Source organism: Polynucleobacter sp. IMCC 29146 (assembly GCF_021395195.1).
GTDB lineage: Bacteria > Pseudomonadota > Gammaproteobacteria > Burkholderiales > Burkholderiaceae > Polynucleobacter.
Genome location: NZ_JAJVCR010000003.1, coordinates 192,968 through 214,746, shown reverse-complemented (window position 1 = coordinate 214,746; position 21,779 = coordinate 192,968). Strand labels below are relative to the sequence as shown.

Annotated in this window: 18 protein-coding genes; 10 read left to right on the top strand and 8 right to left on the bottom strand. The window is 45.0% G+C overall.

Translation table 11 applies throughout. The annotated features are described in order from the left end of the window. Nucleotides 1–18 precede the first annotated feature (18 nt). The 4 genes from LZT22_RS04890 to pcaF are packed head-to-tail and all read left to right on the top strand — an operon-like array spanning nt 19 to nt 3,965. A complete protein-coding gene (locus LZT22_RS04890; RefSeq protein WP_233923948.1) occupies nt 19–459 on the top strand; it encodes a MaoC family dehydratase in 441 nt (146 codons plus the stop codon). A 49-nt stretch (nt 460–508) separates the two neighbouring features. Then, nucleotides 509–1,486, top strand: coding sequence for a tripartite tricarboxylate transporter substrate binding protein (locus LZT22_RS04885; protein WP_233923947.1), 978 nt, complete (start codon nt 509–511; stop codon nt 1,484–1,486). 3 nt (nt 1,487–1,489) lie between these two features. Then, complete coding sequence (locus tag LZT22_RS04880; RefSeq protein ID WP_233923946.1) at nt 1,490–2,743, top strand: CaiB/BaiF CoA-transferase family protein; 1,254 nt, start codon at nt 1,490–1,492, stop codon at nt 2,741–2,743. A 4-nt stretch (nt 2,744–2,747) separates the two neighbouring features. After that, the gene (gene pcaF / locus LZT22_RS04875; protein WP_233923945.1) at nt 2,748–3,965 is read left to right on the top strand and encodes a 3-oxoadipyl-CoA thiolase; all 1,218 of its coding nucleotides are present in this window, start codon (nt 2,748–2,750) and stop codon (nt 3,963–3,965) included. 158 nt (nt 3,966–4,123) lie between these two features. Here pcaF and hpaH read toward each other — a convergent pair whose 3' ends face one another. From hpaH to LZT22_RS04845, 6 genes are read right to left on the bottom strand one after another with little or no spacing between them, the layout of a single operon-like run. Then, nucleotides 4,124–4,927, bottom strand: a complete 804-nt coding sequence (gene hpaH, locus LZT22_RS04870; protein ID WP_233923944.1) for a 2-oxo-hept-4-ene-1,7-dioate hydratase — start codon at nt 4,925–4,927, stop codon at nt 4,124–4,126. 7 nt (nt 4,928–4,934) lie between these two features. Continuing rightward, a complete protein-coding gene (locus LZT22_RS04865; protein ID WP_233923943.1) occupies nt 4,935–5,726 on the bottom strand; it encodes a fumarylacetoacetate hydrolase family protein in 792 nt (263 codons plus the stop codon). Then, nucleotides 5,723–6,373, bottom strand: coding sequence for a fumarylacetoacetate hydrolase family protein (locus tag LZT22_RS04860; RefSeq protein ID WP_233923942.1), 651 nt, complete (start codon nt 6,371–6,373; stop codon nt 5,723–5,725). Before LZT22_RS04860 ends, LZT22_RS04865 begins: the two co-directional genes overlap by 4 nt. A gap of 27 nt (nt 6,374–6,400) precedes the next feature. Further along, entirely contained in the window at nt 6,401–7,273 is an 873-nt protein-coding gene (locus LZT22_RS04855) for an amidohydrolase family protein (protein ID WP_233923941.1), read from the bottom strand. 4 nt (nt 7,274–7,277) lie between these two features. After that, complete coding sequence (locus LZT22_RS04850; protein ID WP_233923940.1) at nt 7,278–7,661, bottom strand: RidA family protein; 384 nt, start codon at nt 7,659–7,661, stop codon at nt 7,278–7,280. A 39-nt stretch (nt 7,662–7,700) separates the two neighbouring features. Next, nucleotides 7,701–8,678, bottom strand: coding sequence for a tripartite tricarboxylate transporter substrate binding protein (locus tag LZT22_RS04845; RefSeq protein WP_233924084.1), 978 nt, complete (start codon nt 8,676–8,678; stop codon nt 7,701–7,703). Nucleotides 8,679–8,846: 168 nt separating this feature from the next. Here LZT22_RS04845 and LZT22_RS04840 point away from each other — a divergent pair, with 168 nt between their 5' ends. Continuing rightward, entirely contained in the window at nt 8,847–9,482 is a 636-nt protein-coding gene (locus LZT22_RS04840) for a flavin reductase family protein (protein ID WP_233923939.1), read from the top strand. Here the strand turns inward: LZT22_RS04840 and LZT22_RS04835 are convergent. Both LZT22_RS04835 and LZT22_RS04830 read right to left on the bottom strand, forming a co-directional pair. After that, entirely contained in the window at nt 9,475–13,086 is a 3,612-nt protein-coding gene (locus LZT22_RS04835) for an exodeoxyribonuclease V subunit beta (protein ID WP_233923938.1), read from the bottom strand. The two genes, LZT22_RS04840 and LZT22_RS04835, sit on opposite strands and share 8 nt — an antisense overlap. Next, nucleotides 13,038–16,016: a PD-(D/E)XK nuclease family protein gene (locus LZT22_RS04830; protein ID WP_233923937.1), complete on the bottom strand. Its 2,979-nt coding sequence runs from the start codon at nt 16,014–16,016 to the stop codon at nt 13,038–13,040. Before LZT22_RS04830 ends, LZT22_RS04835 begins: the two co-directional genes overlap by 49 nt. Nucleotides 16,017–16,097: 81 nt before the next feature. On the opposite strand from LZT22_RS04830, the gene trxA reads away from it, so the two are divergent. The 5 genes from trxA to LZT22_RS04805 all read left to right on the top strand — a co-directional run bounded on the left by trxA (nt 16,098) and on the right by LZT22_RS04805 (nt 21,722). Then, a complete protein-coding gene (gene trxA, locus LZT22_RS04825) occupies nt 16,098–16,424 on the top strand; it encodes a thioredoxin TrxA (RefSeq protein WP_233923936.1) in 327 nt (108 codons plus the stop codon). A gap of 241 nt (nt 16,425–16,665) precedes the next feature. Then, nucleotides 16,666–17,928, top strand: coding sequence for a transcription termination factor Rho (rho, locus tag LZT22_RS04820; RefSeq protein WP_233923935.1), 1,263 nt, complete (start codon nt 16,666–16,668; stop codon nt 17,926–17,928). A 155-nt stretch (nt 17,929–18,083) separates the two neighbouring features. After that, nucleotides 18,084–18,449: a type B 50S ribosomal protein L31 gene (locus LZT22_RS04815; RefSeq protein ID WP_233923934.1), complete on the top strand. Its 366-nt coding sequence runs from the start codon at nt 18,084–18,086 to the stop codon at nt 18,447–18,449. A gap of 144 nt (nt 18,450–18,593) precedes the next feature. Next, complete coding sequence (locus LZT22_RS04810; protein WP_233923933.1) at nt 18,594–20,312, top strand: glycosyltransferase family 39 protein; 1,719 nt, start codon at nt 18,594–18,596, stop codon at nt 20,310–20,312. Between the two features lie 18 nt (nt 20,313–20,330). Continuing rightward, nucleotides 20,331–21,722, top strand: coding sequence for an MATE family efflux transporter (locus LZT22_RS04805; protein ID WP_233923932.1), 1,392 nt, complete (start codon nt 20,331–20,333; stop codon nt 21,720–21,722). The last annotated feature ends 57 nt before the right edge of the window (nt 21,723–21,779 follow it).

Below are 21,779 nucleotides of genomic sequence, written 5' to 3'. Positions count from 1 at the left end.
AATAATGAGATCAAGTTAATGAGTCATGCATTAGAAAAATGTCATATTGGAGACAAAATTCAGGGCACGCCGTTCTACCCTACAAGAGAATCGATACGTGAATTTTGTGAAGCTTCGCTCGATTTTAATCCCTTACATCTTGATGATAATTACATGCAAACACAGTTTGGTAAAACCAAATTTGACGGCATCATCATGCATGGCATGAATAATTTTGGGGTCATCTCCAAAATGATCACCGACTGGGTTTATCCCCAAGGCGGAGTGCACCGGCGCTTAGAAACCCGTTGGAAGTCACCAGTGAAACCAGGCGACACAATTACCCCTAGTGCCGTCATCACTGCAGTCAAAACCACACAAAAAGGTCAGTGGGTATCATTAGACATCGCGGTGAACAATCAACGAAATGAAATAATTGCCGTTGGCGAAGCCTTAGTTGAATTTCCCCTCGCGTCGTAATGAAGTGGTGAAATGACGCATATTAGGTTAACAATAAGGAGTTAGGCAATTGAGCAAACTAAATACATTCGTACGCAATCTTTTATTAGGTTTCAGTTTCGCAATTGTCGGAGCTAGCGCTTTAGCGCAAAATTTTCCCAATGGCCCAGTTAAAATTGTTGTCCCATTTCCACCCGGCGGCACAACGGATATCCTCGCTCGTATTCTAGCCAATGAATTAACCAAAAAATGGTCGCAATCTGTCGTAGTTGAAAATAGAGCGGGTGCAAGCGGTACAGTATTTTCCGAGCAACTGGTGAAGATGCCGCCGGATGGCTACACCCTCATGGTGACAGCTACACATCATGTCATTAATCCGAATTTATATAAAAACCTGAAGTACAACACCCGCACCGACTTTACGCCAGTTGCCTTGGTGGCAAACGTACCTAATGTGTTGGTTGTCAATCCCGCATTTCCAGCAAAAACAGTCAAAGAATTAATTACCTATGCTAAAGCGAACCCTGGCAAGGTTATGTTTGGCTCTGCAGGAACAGGCGGGGCGAATCATCTCTCTGGTGAGTTATTTAACGCGATGGCGGGCATCAATATGGTTCATGTGCCATATAAGGGCGCTGCACCTGCCCTAAACGATCTTTTAGGCAATCAAATTTCAGTGATGTTTGATTCTGTACCTGGCGTATTGCAACACATCAAATCGGGCAAGTTACGGGCACTTGGTGTTACCTCCCTCACCCGCGCTGCTGCGTTACCAGATGTACCTACCATCAGTGAAGCGGGTTTGAAAGGCTTTGAAGCAACGGCTTGGTTTGGCATGTATGCGCCGCCTAAAATGGCTCCCGATCTTTTAAGTAAAATCTCCAGCGATGTCTTAGCTGCTCTGCAAAGCGCCCAAGTAAAAAATCAATTTGCTGAACAAGGCGCAGATGCAGGCAGCATGAACCAAGCTCAGTATGCAAAGTATGTTGAAGATGAAATGAATAAATGGGCCAAGGTAATCACCGATAGCAATATTAAAATTGAGTAATCCATGTTAAAAAAAGCCCGTGCTAAGCCAACTATTGGTGCCTTAGCGCATATCCGCGTACTTGATTTATCGCGCATCCTCGCTGGTCCTTGGTGTACCCAAAATTTAGCCGACCTTGGAGCAGAAGTCATTAAAGTTGAGCGGCCAGGATGCGGTGATGACACCCGTAGCTGGGGGCCGCCTTGGATCAATCCGACAGAAACCATTCATGAGCAGCGCATTTCTAGTTATTTCGCTGCTGCTAATCGCGGTAAAAAATCCCTTACCCTCGATATATCATCCGCAAAGGGTCAGGAAATAATAAAAGAATTAGTTAAAGTTAGTGATGTCTTGATAGAAAACTATAAGCTTGGCGACCTGAAACGTTACGGCCTGGACTATCAGAGCCTGAAGAAAATAAATCCCCGTTTAGTCTATTGCTCTATTACCGGTTATGGTCAAGATGGACCCAATGCGCATAAACCAGGTTATGACTTTGTCTTTCAAGCCATTGGTGGAATGATGAGTATTACTGGGGAGGCTGACGCTTTACCAGGTGGTGGCCCACAAAAATTAGGCATTGCTATTGCTGATGTGATTACTGGCATGTACAGTTCAATTGCCATTCTGGCAGCCCTCAATAGCCGCAATGAAACCGGCCAAGGTCAATATATCGATATGGCGCTACTCGATGGCATTATTGCCCTTGGCGGCAATCAAGTAACCGGATTTTTTGCCGATGGGACAATTCCTTTTCGTTATGGCAATGCCCATGCAAGCCTTGTTCCCTATCAAGTTTTTGCTGTCAAAGACGGTGAAATTGTGGTCGCCGTAGGTAATGATACCCAGTGGCAGCGCTATTGCGAAGCCATTAAGCGGCCCGACCTAGCCCAAGATAAACGCTGGAGTAAAGTAACTGGCAGAATTACTGGACGCTCTGAACTTGTGCCAGAACTAGCGAAAACCATGCTCAAGAAAAAAGCAGCAGCATGGATTTCAGTGTTAGAACAATTTGATGTGCCCTGTGGGCAGATCAATAATTATCAACAAGTATTTCAAGACCCGCAGGTAATTTATCGAAAAATGAAGATTGATACCGCCTATCCCGATGGGGCAACAGTTGCAACTATTGCCAGCCCACTTAGGCTACAAGGTACTCCTCCACAATATCTTCGCCCGCCCCCAAAATTAGGCGATTCAAATCACGCGGTGCTAGTTAATATTTTGGGGTACTCCGAAAAAGCAGTACAAGATCTTAAAAAGAAAAAAATAATATAAGCTAATGAACTCAAAAAATACGCTGCCCGTTTATATCTGCGATGCAATCAGAACGCCGATTGGTCGTTATGGCGGCTCTTTATCAGGCGTGCGGCCAGATGATCTGGGGGCAATTCCTATCAAGGCCTTAATGGAGCGCAATCCGTCAGTATTATGGAATGAGGTAGAAGATGTGATTTATGGTTGCGCCAATCAAGCAGGCGAAGATAATCGCAACGTGGCCAGAATGAGCTCTTTACTTGCTGGCTTATCAACCAGCATACCTGGCGCGACGATTAATCGCCTTTGTGGCTCTGGGATGGATGCGGTCGGTACTGCGGCAAGAGCCATTGCGGCTGGCGAAGCTGAGCTCATGATTGCTGGCGGTGTAGAAAGTATGAGCAGAGCACCTTTTGTGATGCCCAAAGCAGAGTCAGCTTTTTCAAGAACGAACTCCATTCAAGATACGACGATTGGCTGGAGATTCATTAATCCCCTCATGAAACAAGCTTATGGTGTTGATTCAATGCCCGAGACCGCAGAAAATGTAGCGGTAGACTTTAATATTAATCGGGCTGATCAAGATCAGATGGCACTGCGCAGTCAAAATAAAGCAGCGGCGTCACAAGCAAGTGGACGCCTTGCAAAAGAAATTACTCCGGTTGTCATTCCACAGAAAAAAGGTGACCCCATTGTTGTTTCTGCCGATGAACATCCCCGCGCTACAACATTAGAAGCGCTTGGCAAACTGAAGCCTATCGTTCGCCCTGATGGCACAGTTACCGCAGGAAATGCATCAGGTGTTAATGATGGGGCCTGCGCCCTTCTACTTGCAGGAGAAGAGGCGCTTAAAAAACATGGCCTCAAAGCTAGAGCCAAAATTCTTGGCATGGCTACTGCTGGAGTCGAGCCACGCATTATGGGTATTGGCCCCGCCCCCGCTACAAAAAAATTACTTAAGCGCTTAGGGCTAACGATTGATCAAATCGACGTGATCGAACTAAACGAGGCTTTTGCTGCACAAGGTCTTGCGGTACTTCGGGAACTGGGCGTTGCCGATGATGATGCACGCGTTAATCCGAATGGGGGCGCTATTGCCCTAGGTCATCCTTTAGGAATGAGTGGCGCGCGCTTAATTACCACTGCTCTAGTTGAATTAGAAGAAAAAAAGCTGCGTTATGCCCTTTGTACTATGTGTATTGGTGTTGGACAAGGAATAGCATTGGTAATTGAACGGGTTTGACATGATCCTTGATTATCTATTCTACAATTTCCCCACTTGGTTATTCGCCTTACTAGGTATTAGCTTAATAGTCCTGCTCTCGTCTGTGGGGCTAATTTAGCTGGCTAGGGCCCAGAGTGATGTGAGGGCAACGCCAATTGGTATTTGAAATGAAACCTTCAAATAAAGCGGAAATGAATTGCCCCCAATGGGCCATAGTCTGCAGCAATTTCATCGCCAGCTACAGCAGTAATCGGGCGGGTAAATGAGCCAGCCAAAACAATATCGCCGTTATTTAATTGTTCCTTGTAAGGAGCAATCTTATTGGCCAACCAAGCTACGCCAGTAGCAGGATGATTCAGCACACCAGCAGCAAGGCCGGTTTCCTCTACCACACCATTTTTCGACAAAATAGCGCCTACCCAACGAAGGTCAAGCGCGTCAGGCTTCACCCGCTGATCTCCGAGAATAATGCCAGCATTAGCAGCAAAGTCAGAAATCGTATCAAATACTTTGCGCATCACTTTGGTGTCTCGATCAAATTGCTCAATGCGTGCATCAATAATTTCAAGTGCAGGGATGACATATTTCGTGGCCTCCAAAACATCCTCAGTCGTAACATTGGGGCCACGTAAAGGCTTGCCTAACTCAAAAGCCAATTCGACCTCAATACGGGGGGCAATAAATTGATCGATAGCAATATCAATGCCTGCCTTAAAAAACATATCGTCCATTAAAGGGGCAAAATCAGGCTCAGTAATTTGACTAGCCTGCTGCATAGCCCGTGAAGTTAAACCAATTTTGCGGCCTTTAATTACCCGCCCATCAGCTTGCTCGAGCTTGACCCACGCTCTTTGTATCGCATAGCCGTCTTCAATCGTCATTACCGGAAAACGGCCAGAAAACTGGCGAACTTGTTGCCGCTTTTTTCTTGCAGTATATAACTCGTGCGCAAGCTCAGTAATGATTTCTGGTGATAACATTTTTGCCCTAAGTTGTAACTTGCCAATCGGCAACGATGGTATTGACTAATTTACCAATACCCTCAACTTCGCAGATTATCTGGTCTCCCGGAAATACATCGACAGAGCCTTTTGGAGTGCCGGTCATAATCACATCACCAGGATTTAAGGACATGAAATCACTAATATATTCAATCAAAGCGCTAATATCATGAATCATATCTTTGGTATTGCCTTCTTGAGTCAATACCCCGTTGACATGAGTAGTTAAAACTAAATTCATGGGGTCGGCTATGTCATCCCTGTCTACCAGCCAGGGGCCAATTGGAGTACACGTATCACGACTTTTAACCCGTAAATTGGGGCGATAGTAACCTTCTAAAAAATTACGAATTGCATAGTCATTCACAACAGTATATCCAGCTACATAATCCATCGCGTTTGCCCGGGCAATTCGTTTGCCTGCTTTACCAATTACTACACCCAACTCACACTCATAGTGCATAAATTCTGCGCCTTCAGGCCGCTTAGTAAAGCCTTGATGGCCAATAAGCGTATTTGGGCCCTTCAAAAATATCACTGGCTCAATAACTGGGGCCTTGAGAAAGCTACCAGTTTCTTTTGAAGATTTTTCAGCTAACTCTTTGGCATGATCAGCATAATTTAATGCCAAGGCAAAAATAGTTTGAGGTTGCAGTGGCGGCAACCATACCACCTGGTCTTCAGCTAGCACCCTACCATCTTCCAGTTTTAGCATTCCATCGGCTAGCATCATTGCCTGATGAAGTGCACCACCATAAGCTACGCGCGCATGTTTCATGAGACAAGCTCCTGCTTAACAAAATTAACCAGATGCCCAATGCTCTTACCTTCACAACTAATGTCAATGGAAACTTTATCGCCAGCTCGTGCAAGAGGTAAATTTTCCGGGGTACCTACCAAAACAACATCCCCTTCATTTAAAGTCATAAATTTTGTAATATCAGCAAGCAGTTTAGCAATTGGGCGGACTAAATTTTTAGTAGAATTTTGTAACTTAAGTTCGTCATTTATGTAAACGCTAATATTAAAATTATTTGGATTTTTAATATCAGAAGCAATAATCATCTCACTCATTGGGCAAAAGCTATCGCGACATTTCTGTTTAATAGGTGGTCGCAAGATTTTCTCGTGGGCAATAGTTACGTCGTTAGCTATTAAGTAACCCTGAATATATGAGAATGCAGCAGCCTCCTCAATTTGCACTGCTGTTTTCCCAATCACAATGCCCAGCGTTGCTCCAATTTCGATTTCCTGAATCCCTGCCGGCAGCATAATTGGCTCACCCGATTTTCTCCAGGTATTAACAGGCTTGATATATAAGACTGGGTATAGAGGCGGCTTGTTATGTGGCTCTTGATTCATTATTGGAGCGTACCGATCCCAAACTCCTTGAAAATTTAATAGTGCGCCAATGACAGTCTTCAACTGATACCCATTTCTAAAAATAGCTGTTTATTTAAAACCAAATAATGTAGCCGGGTTATCCACCAGAATTTGCTGAATAAGTGCATCATCATTCTGTGCGTATTTATAAAGTTGATTTATTAAGAGCGCTTCATCTGGTGGCGGACTTACTGATAATGGATGAGGCCAATCGCTCCCCCAAATCATACGATTAGGGGCGGATTCAATCAATTGATGAGCCAATGGCAAGACATCATCCCAGGGCAATCCAGATTTAGAAAGTTTTTCTGTTAATGACAACATTACCCAAAAATTACCTTGCTTTAATAAATCTAATAATTTTTTTAACGATGGGTCGGCGCTGCCCAAGCTAACATCACTTCGACCCATATGATCAATAACAACTGGCATATCTAAATTAGTGAATAAGCCAACTTGCTCTAAGATGCCGGCAGTTTCAGGTTGAAATTTGACATACCAACCTAACTCTCGCACCCTACCTATAGCCCGATCAAAATCTGCATTGCTCATCGTTATGCCTAAGCCCTGTCTTGTAAATCGGGCTCCCCTCACACCAGCAGAATGAAGTTGTTCTATGTAAGCATCACTACCTTCGAGTAAAACAATTGCGTTAGCGCAGCCACGATAGTTAGCGCCCGCATAAGCTAAGCCATCCAGTACAACCTGATGATCTACACCATAAGTCGTAGCCTGTACGATGACCCCTCTCTCAATACCCAAAATTCGATGTAACTCGAGAGCCTTTTCGATAGTTGCTGTTGGCATCTCATAAGCTGCACCAACACGAATTGGATACCTATCTTGGGGACCAAACACATGAAACTGACTATCGCAACTGAAGGGAGGCGGGGGTTTGGATGGCGCGGTCGGCTGCGGGTTAAAGGGGTGATAATTCTTCATCTAGTTACAGGTCTAGCACTGCAATAAAATCGCACTCAATTAATTTTTCTCCATCTAATGGAGCCTGCATTGTGTGTCTAGCTGGCCGTGAGGCTGGATCAGGAAAGATTTCGAGCCAAACTTGATTTAGGGGTGCTCGCTGCGCACGATCTTTCATCCAAACCGTCATTTTAATAATATTTTCCATTGATGCACCACTAGCTTTAATAATCCGCTCGACATGGGCGAACATCAAACGGCATTGATCATCAATAGTTTTACCATAGGCGCCTGTCAACGCATCGGTTCCTTGAATGCTTCCTGAATACAACATATTGCCAACTTGGCACGCTGCAGGTATTGGATTTTTATGACTAAAACCTTCCGCATAAATACTTTTACGTTTCATACTCATTTTTTCTTAAATTGGCTGCCGAGTGAAAAGCAATTAATCAGCTTTAATGCGCGCACTCTTAATAATAGGCGTCCACCTAGTGTCCTCTTCAGTTAAATAGGCAGTAAATGCCTTAGGTGAACTGCCACGCGCCTCTGCGCCTAATTTTTCAAACTTTTCTTTAATAACTGCTTGTTGCAATATTTTTTGCAAAGCCTCACTTAAGCGCTCTAAAACTTCATTTGGCGTTCCCTTAGGCGCAAGCAAGCCAGTAAAAGTTACCGCTACCATGCTCGGTACTCCCGCTTCGGCAAAAGTAGGCACATCAGGAATTGACGTAATTCGCTTAGGCGATGTCACCGCTAAACCCCTAACTTTGCCTTCCTTGATGAATGGCAATGCAACTGAAATTTGATCAAAATTAAAATCAACTTGTCCGCCTAACAGATCGGCCGTAGCCGGAGCATTGCCCTTGTAGTGCACGGTATTCCATTGCGCGCCAGTAAGAGACTGTAGTAGCTCGCTAGCCAAATGATTAGTGGTGCCTGCACCCGGTGAGGCCATATTTAATTTATTGGGCTCTTTCTTGGCGAGGGCTATAAATTCGCCTAGCGTTTTAACCGGCAATGATGGCTTAACTTGCAGAATTAAGGGCGTATAGGAAACTGAACTGATAGGCGCAAAGTCTTTATTCCATTTATATACATCTTTACCAAAAATAATTGGGCTAAAGAGTAAGGGGCCATTAGCCGCCATAAATAGCGTGTAGCCATCAGGTGCTGAACGAGCAACGAATTCCCCAGCAATCATGCCTCCTGCCCCAGCTTTATTCTCCACGACAAAAGGTTGCCCAAAAACGGTCGTTAATTCTGGAGCTATGATGCGGGCGGCAACATCAACATTGCCTCCGGGTGGATAAGGAACAATAATTTTTACCGGCTTATCTGGCCACACGGCAAAAGCAAGGGAATGAAATAAGGCCGTCGCAATTAGTAAGCTAAATTGCAAAATATATTTTTTTAGAGGTGTCATCATGTAATTTTAATAGTGAATGTAAAAGTATATGCTTTTTATCAATTCTTATATCTGCATCATCAGTTTAGAATAGAATTTCCCTAAGTAAGCCTTATTTCGCGGCTTATTTATTCCAAATTTATCTCAAATAATAGCTTATAGGCCAGCAAGATTATGATTTCTCCGATGCAACATATTCACTCATGCGATATAAACCCCGAACAGGCCTATAAATTGCTGGCTGGCATTGTTGTACCGCGCCCAATTGCTTGGGTTACCACTTTAGGCCCTCTTTCCGGTGAAAAGCGAATTATTAATCTTGCTCCCTATAGTTGCTTTACTTTTGTTTCAAACAAGCCGCCGATGATTGGCATTAACGTTGGCCGTAAAGATGGAAAAATGAAGGATACAGCGCGAAATATATACGAGCACGGTGAGTTTGTGGTCAATATCGCTGATGAAACCATGATAAGCATGATTCATGAAAGTGCTGTAGAGCATCCGCCGGAATGCAGTGAAGCTGAATTACTAGGGCTAACAACCATATCCTCAGAAAAAGTGAAGGTTCCTCGTCTGACAAACGTGCCCGCAAGCATGGAGTGCCGTTTTCACTCTGCGACATCCTATGGTGATACCGGCTCTGAATTTATTGTCGGGGAAATCGTGGTTTTTCATATTCGCCCAGATTTAATTCAGAATTATAAAATTGATAGTGCTCAACTACGTCCAGTCGCACGCCTAGGTGGGCCAAACTACGCTGGACTAGGATCAGTAATTTCGCAAAAGTCGATTTTTCAAACACCCAAAACAGTAATTAAATAATCTGCTCCATTTCCCCTAATGCTGAGATTAAATAAGCTTCAACCACTTTGTCTGGCCGAATTCGCGTGAGCTCTTGCGCATAATTATTCAACTGTGCGCGATACTGATCTGCTCTGGCCTGTGTTTTAGCATCACCGGCTAAAGGAATCGTCAGCTTAAAATCCAGTATGACTAAGCGATCGGAAAATTCTACTAAGCGGTCCAGGCGAAAATTTTTACCGCTAGTACTCACAAGATCCAGTTCATTCCATGCGGCAATCCACTCACCAGACGTGAGGTAAGTCTTAAGTGCCGGTACATTTAATACGGTTCGGGCGCGCTCGAGCGCACGAGCTGCAAGCTCAATATCAATATTGAACCAAACAGCAAGCTCTTGCACATCGGGCAAATTAGCGGGTGTAACACCGGTTTGCATGGAAAAGGAATCCATTAGCCGGTGAAAATGCTTACCTTGCTCCAAAATATCCGGATTGAATTCAGCCTCTTCTGCTGCAGAAGCAAAAGCATCTAAAACTATGCCGTCTTCAATCTTGCCAATTAACTGCTGATGGTGAGCTTTTGCCGCCTCCCACTTGATTTGAAAATCATCGATTGAAAATGCTGCCTCGGCCTGATTTTTATCTTGCGGGATCTTTTTTTCGTTTCTACCTATAGCTACTCTTACTGGCGCTAATAAAGTCTCTTCAAGCAAAGGTAAATTACCTTGAAGCGCCCTGCTGTACCACGATTTTTCATCAACACCTATGTCATTGCCTTTGGAATGAGCCACCCCACTAATCCATAAACCCTGTTTAGCGCGAGTCATTGCCACATAGAGTAAGTTCCAATTTTCATTTTTAGCAATCACCAATTCTTTATCACGAATTTCCCTGCGGGGACTAGTTAAAGTATCTAAGGTGTACATCGATAAATGACTTGGACTAGTTTGATTTGAAGGCCAATCAAGCAATACCCCGCGGTGCTCGTGGGTGCCTGCAGTATGGTTTGCATCGAGCACCATTACGAACGGGGCCTCTAGACCTTTGGCGCCGTGAATCGTCATTAAGCGCACGCGTTGCTGGTGCTCCTCTTCCAACATATCATTTAGCGCATCGGTATCTCCAAGGTTAAAGTCAACCTCCCCCTCATCGGGAGTTTCATCGTCATCTCCGCGTCGTTGCAAATTTATTTCGGCAATAAAGTGACTTAAGCTTGGATAACGACCGCCGTCTAGATTTAGTGCAACATGCATAAATGCATCTAAATTAGCAAGTACTTGCGGGCGGTCAATTGTTTTTGATGCCTGCGCGTATCGCATCCGCAAATCGCGCTCATGAAAAATACAATCCAATAAATCATGCACTGGCAAGCGCTCACCCAATATTCGCCAATGCTCTAAATAACGCGCAGCCTGCTGAATCTCATGATCTGCTGAATGTTGTAAGGCATCCCACCAGGAGCGATAAGTTTGCGTGGCCATCGCACTAGCTAAAATTTGCATTTGCTCTTCACTAAAGCTAAAAAGTGGGCTTCGTAATACTTGGGCTAGGGGTAAATCATGCCGAGGCGTGACCAAAATGGTCAGTAAGGCGATTAAATCATCTACCTCAAGGGTATTCAGCAAACCCCCAAGGCGAGAGCTTTCAAAAGCAAGGCCCGCTTCACGCAGCGCAAGTTCAAATTGCGGGATATATTTACGCCGTTTTACGAGGATTAAAAAATCGCTAGGTTGCGGTTTTCGCCAAATGGGCTCAACACTATCTGTGTCCAAAACCATTCGGGTTTGCAGCACATGATGAATAAGTTCAGCAATTCTCTTCCCTTCGGTATAACGCTGCAGAACATCAGCAGTTTGCCGAACATCGACAATTGCCGCTTCAAAAGCGCTACCCTTCCGCGGGGAAGTCTCATTAACATCCAGCGGAATTAAGGGCAACAATACTGCCTCACCATGTAGTGAATATGGCATCTTTAAAATAGCTTCATTTGGCTTACTGGCATCATCTAATTGAATAGGTGGCGTATTCCAAGTCGTAGTTTGACTAACAAATGGATAGCCCTCGGGCAACTGATCACGCATAAAAATAGCATTAACAGCCTTATTTACTTTCATGGCATTGCGGCGAGTAGTATTTTGCTTTAAGGTCACCGCCTTTAATTCTTGCTGCAGAAAATTTTCAGCCTCCTGAAATAATCTAGGATCAGCGCGGCGAAACCGATAGATCGATTGCTTCGGATCGCCAACAATAAAAACGCTAGGCTTCGATTCATCATTGCCATATCCATCAAGCCACGAGCGCAAGATTTGCCATTGCAAGGGATTCGTATCCTGGAACTCGTCGACTAAAATATGTTTATATTTAGCGTCTAAACGGGCTTGTAAATAAGCCGCATTAACTGTGTGGTTCATGAGCCGACTAACGTCAATTTCCAAATCATCAAAGTCACGCACACGCAATGCTTCTTTACTTTGTTTTAGATGCTCCATCATTGCTGCACTCATTGCAAACCAGGCTTGATTTAACGCATACGCAACTTGATCTTTTTGCCATTCAATATATGCAACTAGCGCTTCACCCCAAGATTGTTTAAATGCAACATGCTTAGCCTCTGGAAGTTTTTCTCGCTTGAGAAATTTACTCAGCTCGCCTGCGACTTTATTGTTTGCTTGGCGATAGCCCCCATTAAGATTAAGAAAAATATTCTGCCATGATGAAATAATTTCCATTACATCACCATCCCGAGACTTGCAATTAATTGCCGCCTGTACAGCGGCGACATATTCGCGCTCTGTGGCATTGCTATTGCTGAAATAGTGCAGCAGTAAATCTAAATCTGCTTTGATATTAGGTGCATTCCACAAGGCTAAAAGTGGGTTAGGTTTTTTTACCAGCGGTAAATCTTGTTCTAACTGCTGCAATGGTGTAATACCTTTTTGCGCACATGCTTCGGCATAGAAAGCCCATGCACCTCTTTGTTTAAAGAGGCTGTAGTGCCCAAGTAAAAATTGCTGAGTCTCGTGTGCACCTAAATGTGCCAAGAGTACGTCATAATGATTTTTTAAAGTGACGGGTAAATCCCCCCACCAATCGTCGAGACACTCTGCCTGCAAACGCTTGCTATCTTCACGCAAACTAAAGCCCGGCTGAATTCCTGTAGAAATTGGTGCGGCACCCAATAACCTCCCAAACCAGCCATGAAAAGTATCAATCACAATCCCTTGCGGACTAGCTAAAACCTTGGCGTATAAAGCCCTTGCTTCTGGCAATGCAGCAGTAGCCTGTGCTGCACTTAAACCCCGCTTAGTTAGCTCATCAAGTAATTGCGTATCGCTAGCTCGGGCAAATTGTGCAAGCAAACCATACAGGCGAGCGCGCATTTCTTGTGCGGCTTTACGTGTAAAAGTTAAGGCTAAAATTTCTTGTGGTTTAGTACCTGCCAGCAGTAAACGTACCATGCGGGCTACTAATAACCACGTCTTCCCGCTACCAGCGCAGGCCGAAACCACTACACTGCGTTGCGGATCGCATGCAAGCGCAACATCAAATTGGATTGGCGAAGCGGCGTTTAAATCACTCACCATACCCCCTTGCGACAGATGCCGCGTGCCTCGCAATACAAGCATACCCCGTCAGGGGCAAAAGCTGTCAGCGTTGCGCCCGACCATAACTGAGTCAGATCTTCAGTGAGTTGCTCATTAAACTCGCTCATGAGTTCAGGCATTTGCTCAAGTGTTAACGCGCGTTCTACCTCTTCTTGTCCAGCTTTAATAGTCGGTCTTAAGGCAACCCATGCAGCCAGGTTTACTTGATGCGCTGGAAAAAGCCGACCTTCATTGGCGCCGCGCGCATAAATTAATAACTGGGGATCTTCTAAAATGCTTTCAGCACGCGAAATAATTTTATCCAGACGCTGATGCTTATAGTCAATCACCTCGGCACTTTGGTTATGGATATTGGTATCAAACCGGTCAGCGCGTCCTTCAATGCGCATGGCTCGCTCAATCCCATTGCTATCTTGAAACATTAAATCAAACCCTACGGGAGTCTCGGCATTCATGAATTGCCAACCATTTGCCTCACGTGCTAATTGCCAATCAACAAAACTGGGGATTTGTTTTTGCCAATCGCGTAAGACCCCTAAGACTCTGGCATCACCATCAATTAAACGCTTAAAAACCTGCTCAGAAATTTGCGATAAATTTTGTAGCATCCATTGGCGTCGTACTACCAGATTCTTCACAAGATCCAGATGTGTTTGTATTTCAGCACTTTTAAGTGCGTCATAAAATTGCCGCAATACCTTATGCACAGTTTGTCCTGCTAAAGAAGCATCAAAACCCTCTTCGAAGTCGCGTAGCTTTCTGAGGTTTAATAAACTGCGCACATAATATCGGTAAGGGCAGTCGCGTAAAGCCCGATAAGCGCTGGGACTCATTGATAAGGGCATCGGCAAGTCGGGGCTTAAACGCGCGCTGGCCATTTGTAAAGGCTGGGCTTTACCAGCACGAAGATTAACCCTTGCTGGCTTTACTTGCCAAAGCGGAAAGTCCAGCTGTAAACGCTGAATCCAGGGTGAAGGTCCCAATGGTTCTGCTTGATTCGTTTTGCTTTGCCACAGTAAATCCACCTGCGGGCAACTCATTAATAATTGCGACAAATCTTTAGCCTGTTGAATGTATTGCGCAGTAATTGTTGAGCTCTTCAGAAAATAATTTAGTGCCTCTGAAAAAAATAAAGGGGGATCTGCATAAGCAGGTAGCTGCTGCTCATCGCAGCCTATTACCACTACGGCATCGAATTGGCGTAGACGAGTCGAGCTTAAGGGCAAAATGCTCAAGCTCGCAGCTGCTTCCCTTCCAGACTCTTCATAAGCAGCTTCTTCAATTACCGTTTTTAATAAACTCAACCATTCGCCCAAGCGCATTTTTTGATTTTTATAATCACTTGAGCCCAAATCAAAGCCATGTATAACATTTAATAATTGTTGACCAGCAGAATCTTGCTCTAAACCTTGAGCCATTCCAAATATTTCTAAATCTGCAATCAGCGCTTCGTACGCAGTTGCACAACTTAACTTTAATTTCTGCCAAGTATTTAAGCGCCCACGAATACATTGCACTAATTGCAGCAACAGTGGGTTTGGTGCCGTGGTTGACGAATATGCCGAGACCCCTTCAATTGCCAAATAAAATGTTTCCCATCCCGCTTGCGCTTGTCGCGCAATGAAAAGGTCTTCTAGCTCGGCTACTAAGCCAGCACAATTCTCTGGAGATTGCCCTAAGCAATGCGGCAAATTTAAAAATGGATTTTTTAAAAACTCTAAAAGATCTAACGCACTTGGCCCTTGCTCGGGCGCCCGCAATAAAACCAACCAACTATTTAAAGCTGCAGCAGCGCGGGTAGTAGATAGTTTCCAGCCCGTTTCATCGAGAATATTCAGCGCGGGCCCAAGGCGCGCCAATAAAGCGCGCGCGCGACGAGCTGCTAAACGATCTTGGGCGACCAAAGCAATCTTGGTTTTGCCAGCCATCACTTGCTCTTCAATACTGCGGGCTGCAGCCCATGCCAGCTCTTCAAAACTGCGCGCAGATATTAATCGCCAATTTTTCATTGGCGCATGAGCTAAATTGTGTGCAATGTGTTCGGCAGTTTGGGCTTCATGGTTTTGCTCAAGCCGCTCTGCGGATATCGCAGCAAGCGCCTCGGGCCATAGGGCTACGGTTTGCCAAGCCATTTCAATTTGCACAACTACTGCATGCTGCGCATAATCATTTAAAAACGCTTGCACTATATCTTGTTCAATGGGTTTAGCATCGGCGGTTTGCACCCAAATCAGCGGCCGTGCATAGACTCCTTGCCCTGCGCTTCTCAACTCTTTTGCTGCTTGTAAATGCGCTGCCATGGCAAAATGCCGCCGAAATATGGGATCGCCTACGCCACTTAAATAACGCCAAAAATTCAGTAAGACCTGCGCCTCTTTATCAACCACTTGCCGGGCTAAAACTGGGTATGCTGCAGCTAAAGCTTTTTCTAAAATAGGTTCTAGGGTGGCCAACCAAGTGGCAGAATTTTGCGTTGATAAATCGAGGGCTTTTTGTAACTCGGGCAAGGCAGCTGCTGATAAGGTGTCGCAAGCCTCAATAATGGCTTGGGCTAAACCCCAAGTACCCGCTTCGCTGTCTGCGGTAAACCAAGCTTGTAATTGTGGGTGTTTCTTAAGAGTTGCATACACCGCCAACCAACGGGTCAAAGCATTTTGCGCTGGCGGTAAAGACCAAATTTTGGGTGCAGCCTCTAACCAATCGTTACTACTCATTACTTGAGGCAAGAAGGCAATTCCAGGTTGAACACTTGCACTTAAGTCTTGAGGGCGATACCGCTCAAGACCAGCTCGCAAGCCAATTACTGGCCCTGCCGTACTGAGTACAACCAAAGGGCGTTGACCCGTTTGTACTGCGCACTGCCAAATCCCTTTTGCCAAAGTCTCTAAAGCAGTGCCGTTCGGAGCTACCTGCCACGCATGAATGGTCGCAGCGTTGCTAAACGTGGGCATTATTAAGTGGGGAAAGGGTGGGTTCATTAAATGCTAATATAAGCTTTTAACGCTACCCATCTATCTATTGAAGGAATTTTCATGAGTGCCGGCATTAAACATGTTAGTGACGCATCTTTCGAACAAGATGTGCTGAAATCGGATAAACCTGTACTGCTCGATTTTTGGGCAGAATGGTGCGGGCCCTGCAAAATGATTGGCCCTATTTTAGAAGAACTTTCCCAAGAATATGGCGATAAATTGCAAATTGCCAAGATGAATGTTGATGAAAATCAAGGGGTTCCAGCACAATTTAATATTCGTGGCATTCCCACCTTAATTCTGTTTAAAAACGGGGCTGTAGCCGCTCAAAAAGTCGGCGCATTGGCAAAATCGCAAATGACCGCGTTTATCGATAGTCATATATAAAGTCTAGACTTTCATTAGCTCACTCATTGATCTAATCAGGGCTGAGCTGATGAAATACCTTTTTTTTTCTATTATTTGCCTTTTTTAGTGTAGTATTCACCCTCAATAGCGCTGTTTTCAATACAGCCACCCCCCCCTTAGTTCCCCTCTCCCCCCATAGTTTCTTTTTAAGCTCTCCCCCTCCCTAAATCTCGTTTTCCTGATTTCCTCTTAATTACTCTGATTTACCCACCGAAAATCTATGCAACTTACTGAACTTAAAGTCCTCCACGTTTCCGCTCTGCTTGAAATGGCAGCTAGCCTTGAAATTGAAAATACCCAACGGATGCGCAAACAAGAGCTAATGTTTGCGATTCTTAAAAAACGCGCCAAAACGGGCGAATCTGTTTTTGGTGATGGCGTTCTTGAAGTTTTACCTGATGGTTTTGGTTTCTTACGCTCACCCGAATCGTCATACATGGCCTCGCCAGATGATATTTATATATCGCCAGCGCAAATTCGCCGCTTTAATTTACACACTGGCGATGGCATTGAGGGCGAAGTACGGACGCCGAAAGATGGCGAGCGTTACTTTGCTTTAGTGAAGGTTGACAAAATTAATGGTCTTCCCCCAGAGGCGCTTAAAAACCGCATCATGTTTGAAAACCTAACCCCCCTACACCCGAATCGCACTATTCATTTAGAGCGTGATATTAAAGCGGAAGAAAATTTAACCGGCCGCATCATCGACATGATTTCGCCAATTGGCTTTGGTCAGCGCGGTCTTATCGTGTCGTCACCGAAGTCTGGTAAGACGGTGATGATGCAACATATTGCGCATGCCATTTCAACCAATTTCCCAGATGCTATTTTAATTGTGCTGTTGGTAGATGAGCGCCCTGAAGAGGTTACTGAAATGCAGCGCTCAGTACGTGGCGAAGTAGTTGCCTCCACCTTTGATGAGCCAGCAGTACGGCACGTACAAGTTGCTGAAATGGTAATTGAAAAAGCTAAACGTTTAGTCGAAATGGGCAAAGATGTCATCATCTTGCTGGATTCGATTACCCGTTTAGCGCGCGCCTATAACACCGTAGTGCCTTCCTCTGGTAAGGTGCTCTCAGGTGGTGTTGATGCGAATGCCTTGCAACGCCCCAAGCGCTTTTTCGGTGCCGCCCGCAATATTGAAGAAGGTGGCTCTTTAACCATCATCGCTACCGCCCTAATAGAAACAGGTAGTCGTATGGATGACTTAATTTATGAGGAATTTAAGGGTACTGGCAATATGGAAGTGCACCTCGAGCGGCGTTTAGCCGAGCGCCGGGTCTACCCCGCAATTAATCTCAATAAATCGGGCACCCGCCGCGAAGAGTTGCTAGTCAAAGCTGAAAACCTGCAAAAAATCTGGGTATTACGTAAGCTGTTGGCCGATATGGACGAAATTGAAGCAATGAACTTTATTGTGGATAAGCTTAAATCGACCAAAAATAATGCGGAATTCTTTGATTTAATGCGTCGCGGGGGCTAAATTCCCTGGCCTCAAAAGGGCTAAAGTTCGCCTTTCCCATTGATTTCATGGCATAATTTTGCTTTCCCAATAAAACCTGGATAAGTATTTCCCCCTCTTTAGCCTTTTTAGGCTGAAATTAAGGGCTGAAACGGCTACCCGCTAAAGGACTTAATATGAAACCTGGCATTCACCCCGATTACCGCGAAGTCGTCTTTGTCGACGTCTCGAATAACTTTAGCTTTAAAACCCGCTCTACCATTGCTACAAAAGAAAAGATTAAATGGGAAGACGGTCAAGAGTATCCCTTGGCTAAAGTAGAAACCTCATCTGAATCACACCCCTTCTATACTGGCACCCAAAAAATTATGGATACCGCTGGACGGGTTGAGAAATTCCGCCAGAAATTTGGTAGCAAAGCAGTGGCTAAGGCTACTGGTGATGGCGTAGCCAAAACTGCTGAAAAGAAAGCAGCTGCTAAAGTTGCTAAGACAACTGAAAAACCAGTGGCTAAAAAAGTGGCCGCTAAAAAACCCGCTTAATTTTGCTGGGGGTAAGCAGCACATCCCCCGCGGTAGAAAAAAGGCAGCCTGTGCTGCCTTTTTTATTGGAAAACCTAGAGTAGTCGCTTTAAAAGTGCTCGTTATTAAAACTGAAAACTTGAAATTTTTAAAATTGTGTAACTGATGGTTAAACTTACCGCCGCTTCTACCGCTTCGATTCCGCGAGTCATTATTTTTTCGCTGACTTTGGTATATGGCTTAGCTGGTCTTTTTGAGCGCGATCCCTGGAAGAACGAAGACGCAATTGGTTTTGGAGTGATGTGGACTTTACATCACGGCGGTCTCCAAGATTGGTTGGTGCCTCATTTGGCAGGACGCGATGCCTCGATGGGTGCACCTCTTCCCTACTGGTTAGGCGCCCTTCTAATGGATTGGTTTGGTCCCTTCGTTGGCTTGGCCAACGCTACCCGTATCTATTCAGCGCTCTGTTTTTTTGCTGCTGCTTTAGCAATTTGGTATGCCAGTTATTTGCTAGGCCGACGCCCTGAGGTGCAACCCATGAGTTTTGCGCTTGGTGGACAACCGCATGCCAAGGAATATGGCATGACCTTGGCCGATGGCGCGCTGCTTATTTTCTTAGCCTGTGTCGGCATTGCCCAGCAAGCTCACGAAACCACGCCAATGATGGCACAACTCATGGGTGTAAGCCTGATGCTCTACGGCACTATTCGTGGCTTAGATAAGCCATGGCAAGGGGGCATCTGGACAGGTCTTGGGCTTGCTATTGTGATCCTCTCGGGTAATTTAATCATGGCGGCTTTATTGGCCATTGGCACTGCTAGCGCAGTTGCCGCAAGTAATGCTCGTCTGCGCTTTCGTTGGTCGATTACATCGATTGTCTTAGGAATCATTGGGCTTATCTTCTGGCCATTACTGTGGCTCTATTTTGATCTCAGCGCGACGCAACAAGCCAATGCACTCGAGGGCTGGCTTAATTGGCCCCTCATGCAAGCTTATCCTTCTTACAAATCACTCAGTTTTTTAAGTATCAACTTTTGGCTTTATGCATGGCCAGTTTGGCCGCTCGCACTCATTGCCTTAGTGCACTGGGTTGGGCAAAAAAAAGCCGGCTCATGGCGCGCACCCCATATTTGCATTCCATTGGGTATTGCCTTGGGTGGTCTCCTATATAACTTATTTCGTACTGAAGCCAATGATCATGATTTAATTATTTTGATTCCACCTCTTTCAGTATTAGCGGTTTTTAGTTTGCCCATTTTGAAACGCAATCTCATTAGCTTTATCGATTGGTTTGCCATGCTCAGTTTTACTGTGATTGGCTTCATGATTTGGCTCATTTGGTTTGCCAAAATAACCGGCTTTCCAGCAAGTACGGCAAGTAATGTTGGGCGCTATATTCCAGGCTTTCAAGCAGAATTTAATCTCACCACCTTTATCGCTGCCATCATTATTACTTCTTTATGGGGCTTAGTAATCCGCTGGCGCACCTCGCGCGCGCCTAAGGTCATTTGGCGTTGTTTAATTATTTCGGCTTCAGGCACTACCCTCATGTGGGTTTTATTAATGACCCTGTGGTTACCCACTATTAACTACGCTAAGACCTATCAATACGTGGCTCAACGCTTAACTCAAGCCGTACCCAAAGAGGCCTATTGCATCGATACCACGCATTTGGGGTACTCGCAATTAGCTTCATTTGATTATTTCACCCGCCTGCCATTGCGCGATGATCTCAATTGCCCGTGGCTTCTTACCCATAACCCCAATGAAGTTCAAGGTTTGGGTCACTTAAATCGAGAAAAGTTAACTTTACTTTGGGAAGACCGTCGTGCGGCTGACCGCGATGAGCGGTTGCGCCTCTATCAAGAACAATTGCAGTAGAACGCGCGGGTACTGCAGATGATTCATTTTAAATTAGCGCGTTTACGCGAAGATGTCCCGGCTATTTTAAAGTTGGCTACCCCTATTTTGGTGGGTCAACTAGCTGTTATCGCTTTTGGCGTACTCGATACCGCCATGACTGCGCGCTATTCGGCTGAAGATTTAGCGGCCCTAGCGATGGCTTCAGCAATCTTTATTAGTATTTATGTTGGCTTAACGGGCATTGTCTCTGCTTTAGCACCTATAGCAGGCCAACTCTTTGGCGCAAAGCGGTCTCATGAAATTGGCGAAGAAGTAAGACAAGCAACCTGGCTGGCTATTGGTTTAGCAATTTTGGGATGCGCGGTTTTACTTAATGCCGACTATCTCCTAGACCTTGCCCATGCAAACGCTGAGATTCATGCCAAAGCAAATCTGTATTTATCGATCTTAGCTATTGGCCTGCCGGCCAGTTTAGGCATGCGGGTTTTAATGGCACTCCATAATGCCGTCTCACGACCGGCAGTCATTACTGCCGTCCAACTTGCTGGGCTAGCCTTAAAACTACCTCTAAATGCTCTATTTATTTACGGTGGACTGGGGATCGAGGCTATGGGTGGGCCCGGCTGCGCAGTTGCTACTGTTATTGTTACTTGGTTATGGCTATTGGTCACTTTAATGATTGTATGGAACGGTAAATTCTATCGACCCTTTGCAATCTTTAAGCAATTGAGTTGGCCTAACTTACAACGCATTTGGACCATCTTGAAGTTAGGCGCGCCCATTGGTTTTAGTTATCTAATTGAAGTAACTTCATTTACGTTTATGTCTTTGTTTATAGCCCGTTTTGGAATTACTGCTCTAGCAGGACACCAAATTGTGGCTAACCTTGGCACTGTCATCTATATGGTGCCGCTCTCACTTTCGATTGCCACTATGACTTTGGTTTCACAATCGATTGGGGCCAATCGCCAAGATCGTGCCGAAGAAATTGGCTGGTCTGCCGTCACCTTTACTACCTTATTATGTATTGCAATCGGTATCGCAGTGTGGTTTCTGCGTATGCTTTTGCTAGACCTATACAACCCACCCGCAGCAGTAAAACAATTTGCCATTCCTTTGTTTTTATTTATAGCTTTATATCAAATATTCGATTCTTTACAAGTTACCGCAGCATTTATCTTGCGGGCTTATCGCATCGCCTTTCTACCAATGATTATTTACGCTGTGTCTCTGTGGGGCGTGGGTTTAGGTGGCGGTTATATTTTGGCATTTAACATGACTGGCACTGTTCCCTTATCGATGCAAGGCGCAAGTGGCTTTTGGTTGGCCAATAGCATTAGCCTTGGCTTAGCAGCTATGCTCTTACTATATTTATTTAGAAGAACCGCTGAACGGTTTGAATTAACGCATCCGGCTGTTGTAACTTAAGATTAAAAAATCAACAAGCCAATTAAAGTATTGAATCATTCAGCAATCATCGTTTTG

Excerpts from the sequence above, each read along its gene's own strand:
- hpaH (WP_233923944.1), bottom strand. The coding sequence starts at position 4,927 with ATGTTATCACCAGAAATCATTACTGAGCTTGCGCACGAGTTATATACT.
- LZT22_RS04890 (WP_233923948.1), top strand. The coding sequence starts at position 19 with ATGAGTCATGCATTAGAAAAATGTCATATTGGAGACAAAATTCAGGGC.
- LZT22_RS04845 (WP_233924084.1), bottom strand. The coding sequence starts at position 8,678 with ATGACACCTCTAAAAAAATATATTTTGCAATTTAGCTTACTAATTGCG.
- rho (WP_233923935.1), top strand. The coding sequence starts at position 16,666 with ATGCAACTTACTGAACTTAAAGTCCTCCACGTTTCCGCTCTGCTTGAA.
- LZT22_RS04805 (WP_233923932.1), top strand. The coding sequence starts at position 20,331 with ATGATTCATTTTAAATTAGCGCGTTTACGCGAAGATGTCCCGGCTATT.
- trxA (WP_233923936.1), top strand. The coding sequence starts at position 16,098 with ATGAGTGCCGGCATTAAACATGTTAGTGACGCATCTTTCGAACAAGAT.
- LZT22_RS04835 (WP_233923938.1), bottom strand. The coding sequence starts at position 13,086 with ATGCTTGTATTGCGAGGCACGCGGCATCTGTCGCAAGGGGGTATGGTG.
- LZT22_RS04815 (WP_233923934.1), top strand. The coding sequence starts at position 18,084 with ATGAAACCTGGCATTCACCCCGATTACCGCGAAGTCGTCTTTGTCGAC.
- LZT22_RS04830 (WP_233923937.1), bottom strand. The coding sequence starts at position 16,016 with ATGCCCACGTTTAGCAACGCTGCGACCATTCATGCGTGGCAGGTAGCT.
- LZT22_RS04840 (WP_233923939.1), top strand. The coding sequence starts at position 8,847 with ATGCAACATATTCACTCATGCGATATAAACCCCGAACAGGCCTATAAA.
- LZT22_RS04880 (WP_233923946.1), top strand. The coding sequence starts at position 1,490 with ATGTTAAAAAAAGCCCGTGCTAAGCCAACTATTGGTGCCTTAGCGCAT.
- LZT22_RS04855 (WP_233923941.1), bottom strand. The coding sequence starts at position 7,273 with ATGAAGAATTATCACCCCTTTAACCCGCAGCCGACCGCGCCATCCAAA.
- pcaF (WP_233923945.1), top strand. The coding sequence starts at position 2,748 with ATGAACTCAAAAAATACGCTGCCCGTTTATATCTGCGATGCAATCAGA.
- LZT22_RS04810 (WP_233923933.1), top strand. The coding sequence starts at position 18,594 with ATGGTTAAACTTACCGCCGCTTCTACCGCTTCGATTCCGCGAGTCATT.
- LZT22_RS04850 (WP_233923940.1), bottom strand. The coding sequence starts at position 7,661 with ATGAAACGTAAAAGTATTTATGCGGAAGGTTTTAGTCATAAAAATCCA.
- LZT22_RS04865 (WP_233923943.1), bottom strand. The coding sequence starts at position 5,726 with ATGAAACATGCGCGCGTAGCTTATGGTGGTGCACTTCATCAGGCAATG.